We start from the raw sequence: 14,509 nt of genomic DNA, 5'->3' as shown, positions 1-14,509 counted from the left end.
TGAGTGTCTCCCGACGATAGCGCGGCCCCCGACCGTCTCGTCCGAATCGGCACAGAGCCGATCCGGTGCAGGCGCGATTCCTCGGTGCCGCCCCCGACCGCGCTCTGCGGGCTAGGCTCGGAGCGCCGGGGAGGGAGGCACGGGTGAGCTTGGTCTGGGTGATCGTGGGGCTGGTGGCTATGGCCGCGGTGCTGCTCGACATGTTCCAAACCCTGCTGTACCCGAGCGGTGACGGCTGGCTGAGCGCCCCATTCATGCGCCTCATCTGGAGGGCCTCGAAGAGACTCGGACATCCGCTGGGATCGGCGACGGGACCGTTGGCCATGGTGTCCTCCATCGCCTTGTGGGTGGTCCTGATGGTGACGGCCGGCGCGTTGATCTACGTCCCGTACGTTCCCGACGGCTTCCTCTACTCGCCGGGGATCGACCCCTCTCGGTACCCGGACTTCGCCGAAGCCCTGTACCTCTCGCTCGTGTCCATCGCGACGCTCGGGTTCGGCGACGTGGTCGGCATCGGTCCCTGGCTACGGTTCGCACCGCCCCTTGAAGCGCTCGCCGGGTTCGCCGTGCTGACCGCCGCCCTCACGTGGTTCTCCCAGATCGAGGGACCGCTCGTCCGCCGCCGGGCCTTGGCGATGGAGCTGCGCACGCTCGCCGAGACGGACGCGGCCGGCCACCTCGTCGATTGGCACCCGTCAGCTGCACACGCCACGCTGAGCGGCCTTGCGCGCAGCATCCTGGAGGTCCGCACCGACTTCGCCCACCACACGGAGCAGTTCTACTTCCAGGAGACCGAGCCGAACATGGCGCTCTCGCTCCAACTCGACCAGGCCCTCGCGCTACGGGACGCCGCGTTGGCCGCGCAGGACGTTTCCGTGCGCGACGGCGGTCAGCAGCTGCGCGTGGCGCTGGAGCAGTTCGCCCACCTCCTGGCCAGCGAATTCGTCGACACCGACGGCGCGGTCGCCTCTACGCTCGACGCCTACCGCACGGAGCACAGCCGCTGATCAGTCCGAGCGAGGGTTCGGCCGCGCTAGATTTCTCGGTATGAACCTCCTCGACGTGGGCCGAATCGTGCTCGGTCTCGTCCTTCTGGTGGGCGGCGGCGAACTGCTGGTCCGCGGCGCCTCCGATCTGGCGAAACGCGCGGGGATCAGCTCGCTGGTGGTGGGCCTCACGGTAGTCGCCCTGGCAACCTCTGCACCTGAGCTCGCCGTCAGCGTCGGCGCGACCCTGAACGGTCAACCCGACCTGGCGGTCGGCAACGTCGTCGGATCCAACATCGTCAACATTCTGGTCATCCTGGGTCTGTCGGCCCTGGTGCTGCCACTCGCCGTGCGCCAGCAGTTGGTACGCCTCGATGTGCCGGTGATGGTGGGCATGACTGTGGTACTCCTGTTGGTGTCGCTCGATGGCCGCATCTCACTCGCCGACGGGACCTTACTGCTGGCGTTGATGGCGGTGCACACGGTAGTCACCGTCTGGGTCTCCCGTCGCTCGCCCGAGGCGGACGATCATCCCGGCCAGACGATGGACGACAGCGAGCAACCGTCAGACGAGGCGGGCACAGGGCGACGGAGGCCGGGGGTACTTCTGTCGGCTGCATTCCTCGCGATCGGAGTGGGATTGCTGGTGCTCGGTGCCGGCCAGCTCGTCGACGGCGCCGTGTCGATTGCCGAAGCGTTGGGTGTGAGCGAGCTGGTCATCGGGCTCACGGTGGTGGCTCTCGGTACGTCGCTGCCGGAGCTGGCCACATCGCTCATCGCCGCGGTCCGCGGGGAGCGCGATATGGCCGTCGGCAACATCGTCGGCTCCAACATCGCCAACATCGGTCTGGTGCTCGGCGTCCCTGCGCTCATCTCCGGCAACGGTCTTCCGGTGCCGCCCGCCGCCTTGGCGCTGGACATTCCCCTCATGCTCGCCGTTGCCGTGGCGCTGTCCCCGGTGGTGCTCACCGGCTTCACTGTGGCGCGCTGGGAGGGGGCCATGTTTCTGCTGCTGTACGGCGCGTATACGGCGTACCTCGTGCTCGATGCGATCGGCCACGATTCGCTCGAGGGTTTCACGCTGGTGCTGGTGCTGTTCCTGTTGCCGCTGGTGGTGATCACCTTGGTGGCGACGGTCGGGTACGAGCTGGGGGTCCACGCCGGGCGGCGGCAGGCGAAGCGCGGCGACGAGCTGGGTGGCTGACGCTCTCGTGCCCGAACCGTTTCTCCCCGCGGTCCGAGCGGCTAGCGTGGATCTATGACCCGACTCGTTCTCATCGCCAACGCCGGAGACGGCACCATCAGCACGCTCGCGATCAACCGGGAGCCCAACCCCCGCCTCGAGGTGCTCGCCACTTCGGGCGACGTCAAGGGCTGCAGCACGTTCGCGATCGACCCAGAGCGCGACCTGGTGTTCGCCGCCACCAAGGATCCATCCATTGCTGTGCTGCGCCTGGACCGGGAGAGCGGCGAGCTCACCGAGCTCTCCCGCCGCCCCGTCGACGCCCCCTTGGCGTACCTGGCGCTGACCCCTGACGGCACAAGCCTGCTCGGCGCCAGCTACCACGACGGGTTCGGCGAGGCCTGGCCCGTCGACGGCGAGGGGCTCGGCGAGCCGCACTCCCGCTTCGAGTACGCCAACCTGCACGCGATCGTCGCCGCAGACGACAACGTCTACGCACCCTCGCTCGGAGACGACCTCGTGGCGCAGTTCCGGCTCGAAGACGGGGAGCTGAAGCCGCTCTCCCCGGGCGCGGTGAACGCTCCGGCCGGAAGCGGCCCGCGACACCTCATCGTGGACGGTCAGCACGTGTATCTGCTGACCGAGTTCTCCGGCGAGGTGATCCGCTACAGCCGCGGCGACAATGGCGGCCTCAGCGAGGAGCAGCGCACCATCGTCGTCGACCCCGACGCCGGATTGAGCCGCAGCCGCTACGGCGCCGACCCCATGGAGGAACACCTCATCTGGGGCGCCGACCTCCACCGCGGCGGCCGGTTCCTCTTCACGTCCGAGCGCACCACCTCCACCATCGCCACCGTCGAGGTGGGACCCGACGGCGAGCTCGGCGACGTCCTCGCGCACACCAGGGTCGAGCAGCAGCCCCGCGGGTTCGCGGTGACCCCCGACGGCGAGTTCCTCATCAGCGTTGGGGAGCGGTCCACTTTCGCGAGCCTGTTCGCCATCCACGACGACGGGTCGCTCGAGCAGGTCAGCCGCGTGGGTATCGGGGCCGGGGCCAACTGGGTGCGGGTGCTCTGATGCGCAAGGCGATCGTGACCGGTAGCAGCCGCGGCCTCGGCGAGGCGCTGGCCCGGCAGCTGCGCGAAGCCGGTTGGGATGTGCTCGGCCTGTCCCGCGCCGACGGCGTTGACCTGTCGTCGGTGGACGCGCTCAGCACGTGGCTGGGGAGGGGAACGCTGGAGCAGTTCCTTGCCGAGGCCACCGACGTCGTCCTGGTCAACAACGCCGGCACGGTCGGGCCCGTGGCGGAGGTGGGGGCTCAGTCGCCCGACGCCATCAGTGAGGCGGTCACCCTCAACGTCACAGCGCCGCTCGTCCTGACCGACGCCGTCGTCCGGCACCGCCCGGCCGGGGTGCCGGTGCGCGTCGTGCACATTTCCAGCGGCGCCGGACGGCACCCCTACCCCACCTGGAGCGTGTACTGCGCGACGAAGGCGGCGGTCGACATGCACGCGCTGGCGCTCGCCGAAGAGGGCATCGACGGCGTCCGGGCGGCCTCCGTCGCTCCCGGCATCGTCGACACCGACATGCAGGCCTCGATCCGTGAGACCGAGGGTTTCCCGCTGCGCGACACGTTCATCGGCTACAAGGAGTCGGGGGCGCTCAGCTCGCCCGACGACGCGGCGGCCAAGATCCTGCGGCTGATCGAGTCGCCGGACTTCGGCACCTCCCCGGTCACCGACGTCCGCGGCTGACGCTCATCTGGAAGTGGGGCTTCTTTACCCACTCTGAAGGGGTCAGTTTGGCGACACGCGCGACCATAGTGGTCGTACATGTCGCTGAACGGCACCTTTCGGACGCGCTGCCTTCCCTCACCCACGGTGCCGTAACGGCGGGGAAGCTGAGTAGCGGCCGCGAGGGAAGAGCGGCCGGCCCACCCACGTCCCCCTGAGTAGCGGCCGCGAGCAACGAGCGGCCGGCCCACCACGTCCCCCTCACCTGGAAGACAACCTTCCCTCACCCACGGTGCCGGGCACGGCCGAAAGCTGAGTAGCGGCCGCGAGGGACGAGCGGCCGTGTATCGAAGGGCTCGCAACCTGGCCGCTCTCCCAACGTCAGCGGAGCCTCACGGGACGCCCCTCGATACGCTCGCTCGTACCTCGCTCGCTACTCGGGGAGACGGTGTAGATCGGCCGTACCTCGCTCACCACTCGGGGAGACGGTGTAGATCGGCCGTACCTCGCTCACTACCCGGGGAGACGGTGAAGATCGGCCGTACCTCGCTCACTACCCGGGGAGACGGTGAAGATCGGCCGTACCTCGCTCACTACCCGGGCAGACGGGATGGCCGCAGTCAGTCGGTGCCCTCGCCCTCGACGTCCTCCCAGATCGCGAGTGCCTCATCGGCCAGCTGGACGCCGGCACCGGAATAGAGCGACAGCGCCGCATCGGCGCCGAGGCCGAGCGCGTCCTCGATCTCATGGTCACGGCGGGTGATGACTGCGCTCACCCCGGCGAAGTGGGTCTTCCGGAGTTCCGCCAGCGCGGCAACGTTGGCCTCGTGGTTAGGTAGGGCGAGGATGGCCAGTTCCACATGGCCGGTCTGCCGCACCCGCACCCAGAACTCACCGTCGGTGGCGTCGCCCTCGATCACTCGGCAGCCGCGACGGCCGAGGTCGGCCACCTTGAAGGGGTCGGACTCGATCCCGACGACGTTGATGCCGCCCACCGAGCAGAGCCGATCGAACGCGCCCCGCCCGACGCGCCCCATGCCGAGCACGACGGCGTTGCAGTGCCCGATGTCGATGTGCCGGTCCTCATAGAGCAGTTTCTCCTCGGCCCTGTTGGGGAACTTCTCCGCGATCCAGGCCGGCAACGACGGCGATCGTCTACCCGTGACGGCGCCGAGGACGAAGCTGAGCGCGACCGCCAGCGACAGCGCCACCAGCCACCTCGAATCCAGCAGCCCCTGCTCCACCCCCACGGCACCCACGATGAGCGCGAACTCCGAGTAGTTGCTGAGCGTGACGCCGGCGAACGCCGAGGTGCGGTTGCGCAGCCGCGACCACCGGAACAGCACCACGAAGAGCAGACCCTTGAGCGGCAGCAACGCCAGGAGGAGGACCGCGGCCGCGAGCTCGCTGAGCGTCGGAACGCCGGTGAACCCGATGGAGAGGAAGAACCCGACCAGCAGCACGTCCTTCAACCCCAGAAGCGCTTTGGACAGAGCATTGGACAGAGCAGTAGCCTGCGGGGCGCTGGCCAGAAGAAGCCCGACGATGAGGGCGCCCAGCCCACCGTGCAGGCCCACCGCCTCAAACGCCCAGTAGCCCGGGACGAAGGCCATCGCCAAGCCGAAGAGGAGCTGCAGCTCGCCGTCGCCCATCCACGCCCAGAGCCGCCTTACCAACGGCATGGAGAGGGGGATCACGAGGAGAGCCAGCGCCCACCAGCTCGGGTGCACCCCCGTCACCAGCACGATGAACACCACCGCGGCGATGTCCTGCAGGAGGAGGATGCCGATCGAAGCCCGGCCGTAGAGCGAGCGTTCGTCGTCGAACTCCTCCAGGTGCTTGACGACGAACACCGTGCTGGAGAACGACAACCCGAACCCCACCAGCGCGATGGCCTCGGGGTCGCGGTCGAAGGCCAGCCCGACGAGGGCGAACGCTCCGATGAGCAACGCCGACAAGAGGCTGAACAGCAGCAAGTGCAGGCCTGTCGTCACCCAGACGTGGCGGCGCAGCAGCGTGCGGAGGTCGAGTTTCAGCCCGATGCTGAACAGCAACAGCGTCACCCCGAGGTCCGCCACCCAGCCCAACCACACCGGCGCCTCGATCCCGAGGGCATTGACGACGAAGCCAGCCGCAAGGAAGCCGACGAGGGCGGGGAGTCTGAGCGCAGCAGCCGCAGCGCCGCCGAGAAAAGCGGCCACCAGGAAAGTCAGCGCCGACTCCATGGCGTCAGGCTACTCTGCGGGGGTCTGGCTCCGGACCCCGCGACTACTTCTTGGCGTCCACCGCGCGTTGCAGTTCGGCCTTGTTCATCTTGGACCGCCCCTCGATCCCCATCTGCCGCGCCTCGTTGTACAGCTGGTCTCGCGTACGCCCCTGGGCGCCCTTGTGGGAGCGCAGTCCGCCTCGCCGCCCCGACGAGATGTCGTCCAGGGACGAGCGGCTCGCCTCCTCCGACTCGCCCGCGCGGGCACGCTCCTTGTTGACAGTGCGGGCCGCGATCTCTTCAGCGGTGTCCTCGTCCTCGCCGCGGTCGAGCAGACCCTCCTTGATGTGCTCGTACTGGCGCTCCCGCTTCTCACTCCAGGCCTCGGGCATGTCTTCCTCCTTGTTCGTTGCCGGCCGACGACCACTCAGTCCGTGGTGAACCTCGCGTGCACCCGGGCCACGAGGTCGACATCTTCGGGCCGGAGGTCCACGCCGTCGCCCTGCGCACCCCCGTCGTAGAGCGAGCGCATCATCGCTGCGCTGCCATGGCTCTCCTGAGCGACGAGCCCCTGGCCGAGCAGCCCGGGGTCAGCGATGTCGATGACCCGCACCTGCCCTGACCCAGCCGCGGTGGCGATCGTCTGAGCACGCGCCCTGGCCACCTCGACCGCACGCGCCAGAACAGCTTCCTCCTCCTTGCGCTTCGCCCGCTCCGTCAGCGTCCACTCGACCTGCCGAACGGAGACGCCGTCGACGCCGCCCCACTGGTCGATGAACTGGGCGAGCGCGCGGAAGTCGCTGAACTTGACCTTCGCCCGGCACGAGGCGGCGTATCGGAGCGGTAGGACGGCGCCGTCGTTGGAGTGCGGCCGCCAACTGCGCGTGCCGATCGGGAGGATCGCCGACCACGTCGTCGGCGAGGGGGTCATCTGGGCGAGCCGCTCCAGGTGTGACCCCAGCTCGTTGGCGAGCTGGGTGGCGCGCTGGAGCGCGGCGGCCTTGTCGGGACCCTCGAAGCCCAGCTCGAGGTGAACGGTGGCCCGCTCAGGCGGGAACGAGGCTGTTGCCTCACCCTGCACAGTGATCTGCATCATTGTCCTCTTCGTCTCGGCGCCGACGATCGACGACGCCAGATCAGTCGAGCCTACGTCCGAGGACGACCACTGACTGGCGTTCGTAGCCCAGATGGGCGTAGAAGTCGAGGACGTCCTGGTTGTCGTCGCGCACCATGAACTGCAGCTTGGGGATGTCGCGCTCCCGGGCCCACCCCTCCGCGGCGGCCATCAGCGCTTGTCCGATGCCCTGACCGCGGCGCTCCGGCGCTGCCGCCACGTAGTACACCCAGGCGCGGTGCCCGTCGTGTCCGACCATGGCGGTACCCACGAGCCGGTCCCCCTCGCGGGCTGCGAAGACGGTGGAGTTCGGTCCGTGGAGAGCTCGTTCGAGATCGGCGTGCGGGTCGTTCCAGGGCCGGGTCAGGCCGGTGTCGTTCCAGAGTGCGACGACGGCCTCGCGCTCGTCGGGCCGCACCGGAGAGATCTGCAGGGTCATGTCCCCACGCTACAAGGGCTTTCCCGTCCAGGTATGGACAGCGGGAGGTTGCTCCGGAATAGTGACCGGAAAGGTGAGGAGGACATGGTGGTGACCTGGGACGGAGCAGACGGTGTGCTGTCGGGTGAGGTGGCGGGCTGGGCGCTCGACAGCGCCACCGACGCCATCATCGTGATCGACGGCGAAGGCCTGGTGCGTGCATGGAACCGGGCGTGCGTCGACCTGTTCGGGTTCACCAAGGAGTACGCGGTCGGCCGCGACGTCGACTTCATGATCCCGCCCCGGCTCCGTGACGGGCACCATCGGGGTTTCACCTCCGCCATGGAGCGCGGCGCCCTAGCCTCCGACGGCGCGGCGCGGCGGACCAAGTCACTGCGCGCCGACGGTGGCACGGTCTACATCGACATGACCTTCGCGATGCTGCACGACGACCGAGGCACGGCGATCGGGGCGGTCGCCGTCGCTCGGCCCGCGTCCGACCGCGATACCCCCACCCACGGCCGCAAGCGCTACCGGGGCCAGCTGGTCGATGTCACGTTCGACTCGGCACTGTGCAACCACAACGGGCAGTGCGTGCGAAACATGCCGGAGGTCTTCGACACCTCCAAGCGCCCCTGGATCAACCCTGAGGCGGCTGAGTCGCCGGCGGACGCGGAGCGCCTGCGCACGACGGTGTTCAACTGCCCCACCGGCGCTCTCCAGATCCTCGCCCCCGACGCCCCCGACGACGACGCGTCCGCCGGCTGACCCGGCGCGAGGAATCGCTCCCTGAGCAGGGCCGGCGAGCGCCCCAGCCACCTACCGCCGCCCCGGACCATGAGGGGGGCGGCCACAGAGACGGCCGTAACCCTTCGACAAGCTCAGGGACCTTGGTTGATCCCTGAGCAGGGCCGGCGAGCGCAGCGAGCAGCCCGTCCGTCGAAGGGTGGTCCCTGAGCAGTGACGAGCGCCTGCGCGAGGAACGTCCGTCGAAGGGTCACGACCTCGTCGTCCACCACCGCCCCCGGCCACAAGGGCCGCAGCCACAGACACGGCCGTAACCCTTCGACAAGCTCAGGGAGCACGAACGACAAGCTCAGGCAGCACGAAACAACAAGCTCAGGGAGCACACGCAGGGGGTAGCCATCCGCATGCCAGCGTGGCAAGGTGAATCGGTGACCACGCATCCTGCAGACTCCCACGATCAGATCCGCGTCGAAGGTGCCCGCGAGAACAACCTCAAGGACATCACCCTGGCCATTCCCAAGCGACGGCTGACGGTCTTCACCGGCGTGTCGGGCTCCGGCAAGAGCTCGCTCGTCTTCGACACGATCGCGGCCGAGTCGCAGCGCATGATCAACGAGACGTACTCCGCATTCGTGCAGGGCTTCATGCCGACGCTGGCTCGCCCCGACGTCGACCGGCTCGACGGGCTGACCACCGCGATCATCGTCGATCAGGAGCGCTTGGCCGCCAACGTCCGCTCCACCGTCGGCACCGTCACCGACGCCAACGCGCTGCTGCGCCTGCTCTTCAGCAAGCTCGGCGACCCCCACATCGGTTCGCCCCAGGCCTACTCGTTCAACGTGCCGTCGGTCACGGGCTCCGGGATGCTGAAGACCGAGAAGGCCGGGCGCGTCCAACGCGAGGCCAAGACCTACACGCTGGTCGGCGGGATGTGCCCGCGCTGCGAGGGCCGCGGGCGGGTCGAGGACATCGACCTCACTCAGCTCTACGACGAGGACAAGTCGATCAGCGAGGGCGCCATCACCGTGCCCGGGTACACCGCTGACGGCTGGTACGTCCGCATGTACAGCGGGTCAGGCCTCGTCGACCCCGACAAGAAGATCAAGGACTTCTCGAAGCGCGAGCTCGAGGCCTTCCTGTGGAAGGAGCCGACGAAGATCCGCGTCGACGGCATCAACCTCACCTACGAAGGTCTCGTCCCGAAGATTCAGAAGTCGATGCTGACGAAGGACCCCGACGCCGTCCAACCGCACATCCGCGCGTTCATCGAGCGCGCCGTCACGTTCCAGGTCTGCCCCGAGTGCTCGGGCACGCGGCTCGCCGAGCACGCCCGCACGTCCACCATCGAGGGCAAGAGCATCGCCGACCTGTGCGCGATGCAGATCAGCGACCTCGCCAGCTGGATCCGGCAGCTCAAGGCACCATCGGCCGCTCCCCTGCTGACGGCGCTCGGGGAGCTGCTGGACTCGTTCGTCGAGATCGGGCTGGGCTACCTCTCCCTCGACCGGCCCTCGGGCACGCTGTCCGGGGGCGAGGCGCAGCGCACCAAGATGATCCGTCACCTCGGTTCCGCGCTCACCGACGTCACCTACGTCTTCGACGAGCCGTCGATCGGGCTGCACCCGCACGACATCCAGAAGATGAACGCCCTCCTGCTCGAGCTGCGCGACAAGGGCAACACGGTGTTGGTCGTCGAGCACAAGCCGGAGCTCATCGCGATCGCGGACCACGTCGTCGACCTCGGGCCCGGAGCCGGCAGCCACGGCGGCGAGGTCCGCTACGAGGGGAGCCTCGACGGGCTCCGCGGGTCGGGCACGCTCACCGGGCAGCACCTGGGGTACCGGGCCGAGCTCAAGGACGAGGTGCGCGCACCCGCCGGCGCCCTGGAAATCCGCGGGGCGACGACGAACAACCTGCAGGGCGTCGACGTCGACATCCCACTCGGGGTGCTGACCGTCCTCACCGGCGTGGCGGGGTCGGGCAAGAGTTCCCTCATCCACGGATCCATGCCCAAGGACGCCCCGGTCGTCTCGATCGACCAGGCACCCATCAAGGGGTCACGCCGCTCCAACCCGGCCACCTACACCGGGTTGCTGGAGCCGATCCGCAAGGCGTTCGCGAAGGCCACGGGCACGAAGCCGGCGCTGTTCAGCGCCAACTCCGAGGGCGCCTGCCCCGCCTGCAACGGCGCGGGCGTCATCTACACCGAGCTGGGGTTCATGGACACGGTCAGCACACCGTGCGAGGAGTGCGAGGGCCGTCGGTTCCAGGCGGCGGTGCTCGAGTACCGCTGGGGTGGGAAGAACATCGCCGACGTGCTGGCGATGCCCGTCGACGAGGCGGTCGAGTTCTTCGCCGACGGGGAGACCCGGACGCCCGCGGCACACGCGATCCTGCAGCGGCTCCAGGACGTCGGGCTCGGCTACCTCAGCCTGGGACAGCCGCTCACCACGCTGTCCGGCGGCGAGCGTCAGCGCCTCAAGCTCGCCACCGCGATGGCCAGCAAGGAAGGCGACATCTACGTGCTCGACGAGCCCACCACAGGTCTGCACCTGGCCGACGTCGAGCAGCTTCTCGCTCTCCTGGACCGCCTCGTCGACGCCGGGAAGTCGGTGATCGTCATCGAGCACCACCAAGCCGTCATGGCGCACGCGGACTGGATCATCGACCTCGGCCCGGGGGCCGGCCACGACGGCGGGCGCATCGTGTTCGAGGGCACCCCCGCGGCGCTGGTCGAAGCCCAGTCGACGCTGACCGGTGAGCACCTGGCGCAGTACGTGGGCCGCTGAGATCGGGGCGGAAGCCCCGCTCACCTCGACACGGTCAGAGCGGGGCGCGCTCGATCGGGCACGACATGCACCGCGGCCCACCGCGTCCGCGCCCAAGTTCCGAGCCCGGCACCTCGATCACCTCGATACCGCCAGCCTTGAGGTCGGCGATCGACGCCTGGTTGCGCTCGTAGCCGACGACGACGCCCGGCGCCACCGCCAGCACGTTGCAGCCGTCGTCCCACTGGTCCCGCTCGCGCGCGAACGCGTCCTGCGCCGTCGACAGCACTCGGACCTCGTGGCCGACGGCGAGCGCCAGGCTCGTCGCCAGCGGGCCCGCGAGCAGGGTCGTGCGCAGCGGGCGCCGGGCGTCGCCGGGCTCGATGAGGTAGCACTCCGGCTCGGGCAGGTCGCCGTAGACAAGGAACGTCTCCTCATCGACCATCGTCAGCACCGTGTCGAGGTGCATGAACGCGCGCCGGTCGGGGAGCCTGACGGCGACGATGCGCTCGATCTGCCCGGCGTCGAAGAGGCGCATGGCCAGCCGTTCGATGGCCTGGGGAGACGTGCGCTGCGAGATGCCGACGAGCAGGGCGTCCGCCGTCGGCACCAGCACGTCGCCGCCCTCGAGGGTCGCCGCGCCCGTTTCGAGGTCGTCGGACCAGACCTCGAAGTCGGCGCTGGCGAACATGGGATGCCACCGCAGGATCGCCCGGTAGTGCACGGCCTCCCTGCGCCGGGCGAGGTGGCGCATCGAGTTGACCGAGACGCCTCCCCCGATCCAGCACGTGGCGTCGCGGGTGAAGAGATGGTTGGTCAACGGAGTGACGAGGAAGTCGTTGCGGTGCGCCATCTGGAAGACCGCCGAGTCCGGGACCGGCATCCGCTCCAGCGCCTCGCCCTTGGTCAGTCCGCCCACCAGGACGCGGTAGAGGACGTCAGGGGTGGCGTAGTCGAGGTGCTCGCGCAGCGCCTGCGCCAGGTGGGCCCGAACGTGCGCTCGTCGATCGTCTCGTCGAGCACCCAGGCCAGCGCCTCAGGCACCGCCAGCGTCCGGCGCAACAGGTCGTCGAAGTGCAGCACCTCCGCACCCGACGACGCCAGCGCCTCGGCGAACACGTCGTGCTCCTGCTCGGCGCGCTCCAGCCACAGGATGTCGTCGAAGAGCAGCTCGGCGGCGTTCGTCGGGGTCAGCCGCGCGAGTTCGATCCCGGGGCGGTGGACGATGACCCGGCGCAGGGGGCCAACCTCGCTCGTCACGTTCAACACAGCCACAGGCTCACCGTAGCCGTCCGTGCTGAGCCGCGCGGGTGGTGCGGTCAGGAACCTGCGGCGTCCTGCGCCGGCTGCGGCACCCTCCGTTGACCGGACGCGAGACCCTTGCGGCTCTCGGGACCCAACGCCCACCGGACGATGGCCGTCGAGGCCTTCCCCAACGGCAGACCCAGCAGGCGGTCGAACCATCGGCTGGTCGGGAGGCCCAGTTCCTCGCGTGCCCAGACCGGCATCGTCGAGATGGCACCTGCGGCGAGCATCCAGTAGCCGGGCCGGGCGGGCCACGGCACGGGCGGCTCGTGCAGCAGGAAGCGGACGGTGTCGCGGGCGTCGGCGGAGGCCCGCAGCTCGGGCCGGTACGCCTCGAGGGCGGCCAGCAAGTCGGCCTCGGTGCGTGGGAGATCGACGGCACCCAGCATCTCGCCGACGGGGGCGGCCTGGGCCACGTAGTCGTCGGCCTCACGCTGGGTGAGCGGGCGGTCGCCGAAGTGCTGGAACGCGGCGAGGAAGCTCTGGGTCTCCGCGATGTGCACCCAGGCCAGCAGGTGCGGATCGGAGGCGCGATAGGGGGTGCCGTCGTCGGTCTTGCCGCGGACCCGCTCGTGGACCGACCTGATCCGCGCGATGATGGCCTCCGCCGATGGAATGGGTCCGTACGTGGTCATGGCGAGGAACTCGCTGGTGCGTTGCAGCCTGCCCCACGGGTCGGACCGGTAGCCGGAGTGGCCTGCCACGCCGGCCATCGCTGCGGGATGGAGCGCCTGCAGGAGCAGCGCGCGGATGCCGCCCGGGTACATCGCCGCGTCGCCGTTGAGGTGCCAGATGATGTCGTCGCTGGAGTGCCAGCGGGGGCCGGGGGCGTGCCAGATGGTCAGCGCCTTGGCGTCGGCGTCGGCCCCCGCCACCCTTGATCTCAGCGTCCGGCCGATCAGCCGGCGCAGCTTCTCAACAGGGTTCATCCCTCCAGAGTATCCGCGTGCCCCGACGGCTCCGTGCGCTCGTTGAGCTCGATCCAGCGGCTGTCGCACCCGGGGCAGGCGTAGACCGGGGCGCCCTCCACCCGCTCATCGGTTTCGACGGTGCCGCACGCGTCCTGGCAGGGCCAGGTGACCAGGAAGCGGGCACTCACGACGAGTTCCCCTCGAAGGTGGCGCGCAGCCAGCGCGCGGCCAGATCCACCCAGGCGTGCGCGTTCTCAGGCAGCGTCGCTCGGTCGGCGTTGGAGAGCGGATCGGCAACGCCCAGCCCGTGTACTCCATGGGCGAAGTGGTGGTACTCGAACGGCACCCCCGCCTCTGCCATCGCGGCGACGAAGCGCAGCGACTGGCTCGGGGGAACGATCTCGTCCTCCCCGGTGGTCCAGACGAAGGCTGGGGGTGTCGAGTCGCTGACCCCGGCGATGCAGTCGACGGTCGGGGCGCGGTGGAGCAGCCGGGACTCCTCCGGGATCCAGTCGAAGTTGAAGACCGCGTAGGAGGGGATGATCGCGTCCGGTCTGGAACTGTGTTCCATGAGGCCGGCGTTGGCGTCCACCCCACGGCCTGCGAGTGCTTCGTACTCGGCTCTCTCGGCCGCCTGGAGTTCGGCGTTCTGCCACTGGGTGCCGAGCATCGCCGTGACGTGTCCTCCCGCCGAGAACCCCATGACTGCGATGGACGCGGGGTCGACACCGAGGTCCTCGGCGTGGGCCCTGACCCAGCGCACCGCGCGCGCGGCGTCGACGAGCGGGTTGGGGTAGCTGGCGTGCTCGCGGATCGAGTACCGCAGGATGAAGGTGTTGAATCCGTGCCGGAGGAAAGCAACGGCGGCGGGGTTGTCCTCGCGCTGCGACAGCATCTCGTAGCCCCCGCCGGGGCAGATGATGATCGCCGGCCGAGGGTCCTCCACCACCGGCATCCCGTCGTATTCGAGGGCTCGGTCGAACAGGATCGCCTCGAGGGTGACCTCGCGGTCGGGGTTCATCTCCACGGTGAACGTACGCATCCCGCAAGCCTACGCCGTGACCCACGTCTCCCTGCGTAGCGGCCTCGAAGAACGCGCGACCCAACCCGTCGCCCTGAGTAACGGCCGCGAGGAACG

The 14,509-nt window shown here is 69.3% G+C and carries 13 protein-coding genes and 1 pseudogene; 6 read left to right on the top strand and 8 right to left on the bottom strand.

The features are described 5' to 3' along the window. The first annotated feature begins 143 nt into the window (after window positions 1-143). From RPIT_RS14460 to RPIT_RS14445, 4 genes are read left to right on the top strand one after another with little or no spacing between them, the layout of a single operon-like run. Window positions 144-1,007, top strand: a complete 864-nt coding sequence (locus RPIT_RS14460) for a potassium channel family protein (RefSeq protein WP_077344088.1) — start codon at window positions 144-146, stop codon at window positions 1,005-1,007. A 40-nt stretch (window positions 1,008-1,047) separates the two neighbouring features. Then, window positions 1,048-2,190, top strand: a complete 1,143-nt coding sequence (locus tag RPIT_RS14455; protein ID WP_077344087.1) for a calcium/sodium antiporter — start codon at window positions 1,048-1,050, stop codon at window positions 2,188-2,190. A gap of 54 nt (window positions 2,191-2,244) precedes the next feature. Next, on the top strand, window positions 2,245-3,246 hold the full coding sequence (locus tag RPIT_RS14450) for a lactonase family protein (protein WP_077344086.1): 1,002 nt from the start codon (window positions 2,245-2,247) through the stop codon (window positions 3,244-3,246). Continuing rightward, window positions 3,246-3,923 (top strand): SDR family NAD(P)-dependent oxidoreductase, encoded by a 678-nt coding sequence (locus RPIT_RS14445; RefSeq protein WP_077344085.1) that lies wholly within the window; start codon window positions 3,246-3,248, stop codon window positions 3,921-3,923. The genes RPIT_RS14450 and RPIT_RS14445 overlap by 1 nt, the downstream gene beginning before the upstream one ends. A 599-nt stretch (window positions 3,924-4,522) precedes the next feature. On the opposite strand, the gene RPIT_RS14440 is transcribed toward RPIT_RS14445, so the two are convergent. Genes RPIT_RS14440 through RPIT_RS14425 form a run of 4 tightly spaced genes read right to left on the bottom strand, consistent with a single transcriptional unit; the run spans window position 4,523 to window position 7,661 of the window. Then, on the bottom strand, window positions 4,523-6,127 hold the full coding sequence (locus RPIT_RS14440; RefSeq protein ID WP_077344084.1) for a cation:proton antiporter domain-containing protein: 1,605 nt from the start codon (window positions 6,125-6,127) through the stop codon (window positions 4,523-4,525). Between the two features lie 43 nt (window positions 6,128-6,170). Next, a complete protein-coding gene (locus RPIT_RS14435) occupies window positions 6,171-6,500 on the bottom strand; it encodes a plasmid stabilization protein (RefSeq protein WP_077344083.1) in 330 nt (109 codons plus the stop codon). 35 nt (window positions 6,501-6,535) lie between these two features. Next, the gene (locus RPIT_RS14430; protein WP_077344082.1) at window positions 6,536-7,204 is read right to left on the bottom strand and encodes an SIMPL domain-containing protein; all 669 of its coding nucleotides are present in this window, start codon (window positions 7,202-7,204) and stop codon (window positions 6,536-6,538) included. Between the two features lie 40 nt (window positions 7,205-7,244). Then, the gene (locus RPIT_RS14425; protein ID WP_093665023.1) at window positions 7,245-7,661 is read right to left on the bottom strand and encodes a GNAT family acetyltransferase; all 417 of its coding nucleotides are present in this window, start codon (window positions 7,659-7,661) and stop codon (window positions 7,245-7,247) included. 84 nt (window positions 7,662-7,745) lie between these two features. On the opposite strand from RPIT_RS14425, the gene RPIT_RS15865 reads away from it, so the two are divergent. Next, window positions 7,746-8,408, top strand: coding sequence for a (4Fe-4S)-binding protein (locus RPIT_RS15865; RefSeq protein ID WP_226996279.1), 663 nt, complete (start codon window positions 7,746-7,748; stop codon window positions 8,406-8,408). 383 nt (window positions 8,409-8,791) lie between these two features. Then, entirely contained in the window at window positions 8,792-11,176 is a 2,385-nt protein-coding gene (locus RPIT_RS14415; RefSeq protein WP_077344081.1) for an ATP-binding cassette domain-containing protein, read from the top strand. A gap of 34 nt (window positions 11,177-11,210) precedes the next feature. On the opposite strand, the pseudogene RPIT_RS15400 reads toward RPIT_RS14415, so the two are convergent. The 4 genes and pseudogenes from RPIT_RS15400 to RPIT_RS14400 form a co-directional block, all read right to left on the bottom strand. Further along, window positions 11,211-12,274: pseudogene (locus RPIT_RS15400) on the bottom strand (arginine deiminase). Window positions 12,275-12,474: 200 nt separating this feature from the next. Next, complete coding sequence (locus tag RPIT_RS14405) at window positions 12,475-13,389, bottom strand: oxygenase MpaB family protein (RefSeq protein WP_077344080.1); 915 nt, start codon at window positions 13,387-13,389, stop codon at window positions 12,475-12,477. After that, entirely contained in the window at window positions 13,386-13,559 is a 174-nt protein-coding gene (locus RPIT_RS15140; protein WP_157633358.1) for a hypothetical protein, read from the bottom strand. Before RPIT_RS15140 ends, RPIT_RS14405 begins: the two co-directional genes overlap by 4 nt. Next, window positions 13,556-14,413: an alpha/beta hydrolase gene (locus RPIT_RS14400; protein ID WP_077344079.1), complete on the bottom strand. Its 858-nt coding sequence runs from the start codon at window positions 14,411-14,413 to the stop codon at window positions 13,556-13,558. The genes RPIT_RS15140 and RPIT_RS14400 overlap by 4 nt, the downstream gene beginning before the upstream one ends. Window positions 14,414-14,509 lie beyond the last annotated feature (96 nt).

The sequence above is a fragment of the Tessaracoccus flavus genome, from assembly GCF_001997295.1.
Lineage (GTDB): Bacteria > Actinomycetota > Actinomycetes > Propionibacteriales > Propionibacteriaceae > Arachnia > Arachnia flava.
The sequence above is the reverse complement of the archived record's forward strand: the minus strand, read 5'-3'. Positions and strand labels throughout refer to the sequence as shown.

Bases quoted from the DNA above. Each gene is read 5' to 3' on its own strand.
- RPIT_RS14400 (WP_077344079.1), bottom strand. From the start codon at position 14,413: ATGCGTACGTTCACCGTGGAGATGAACCCCGACCGCGAGGTCACCCTC.
- RPIT_RS14435 (WP_077344083.1), bottom strand. From the start codon at position 6,500: ATGCCCGAGGCCTGGAGTGAGAAGCGGGAGCGCCAGTACGAGCACATC.
- RPIT_RS14450 (WP_077344086.1), top strand. From the start codon at position 2,245: ATGACCCGACTCGTTCTCATCGCCAACGCCGGAGACGGCACCATCAGC.
- RPIT_RS14445 (WP_077344085.1), top strand. From the start codon at position 3,246: ATGCGCAAGGCGATCGTGACCGGTAGCAGCCGCGGCCTCGGCGAGGCG.
- RPIT_RS14430 (WP_077344082.1), bottom strand. From the start codon at position 7,204: ATGATGCAGATCACTGTGCAGGGTGAGGCAACAGCCTCGTTCCCGCCT.
- RPIT_RS14415 (WP_077344081.1), top strand. From the start codon at position 8,792: ATGCCAGCGTGGCAAGGTGAATCGGTGACCACGCATCCTGCAGACTCC.
- RPIT_RS14425 (WP_093665023.1), bottom strand. From the start codon at position 7,661: ATGACCCTGCAGATCTCTCCGGTGCGGCCCGACGAGCGCGAGGCCGTC.
- RPIT_RS14455 (WP_077344087.1), top strand. From the start codon at position 1,048: ATGAACCTCCTCGACGTGGGCCGAATCGTGCTCGGTCTCGTCCTTCTG.
- RPIT_RS15865 (WP_226996279.1), top strand. From the start codon at position 7,746: ATGGTGGTGACCTGGGACGGAGCAGACGGTGTGCTGTCGGGTGAGGTG.
- RPIT_RS14440 (WP_077344084.1), bottom strand. From the start codon at position 6,127: ATGGAGTCGGCGCTGACTTTCCTGGTGGCCGCTTTTCTCGGCGGCGCT.
- RPIT_RS14405 (WP_077344080.1), bottom strand. From the start codon at position 13,389: ATGAACCCTGTTGAGAAGCTGCGCCGGCTGATCGGCCGGACGCTGAGA.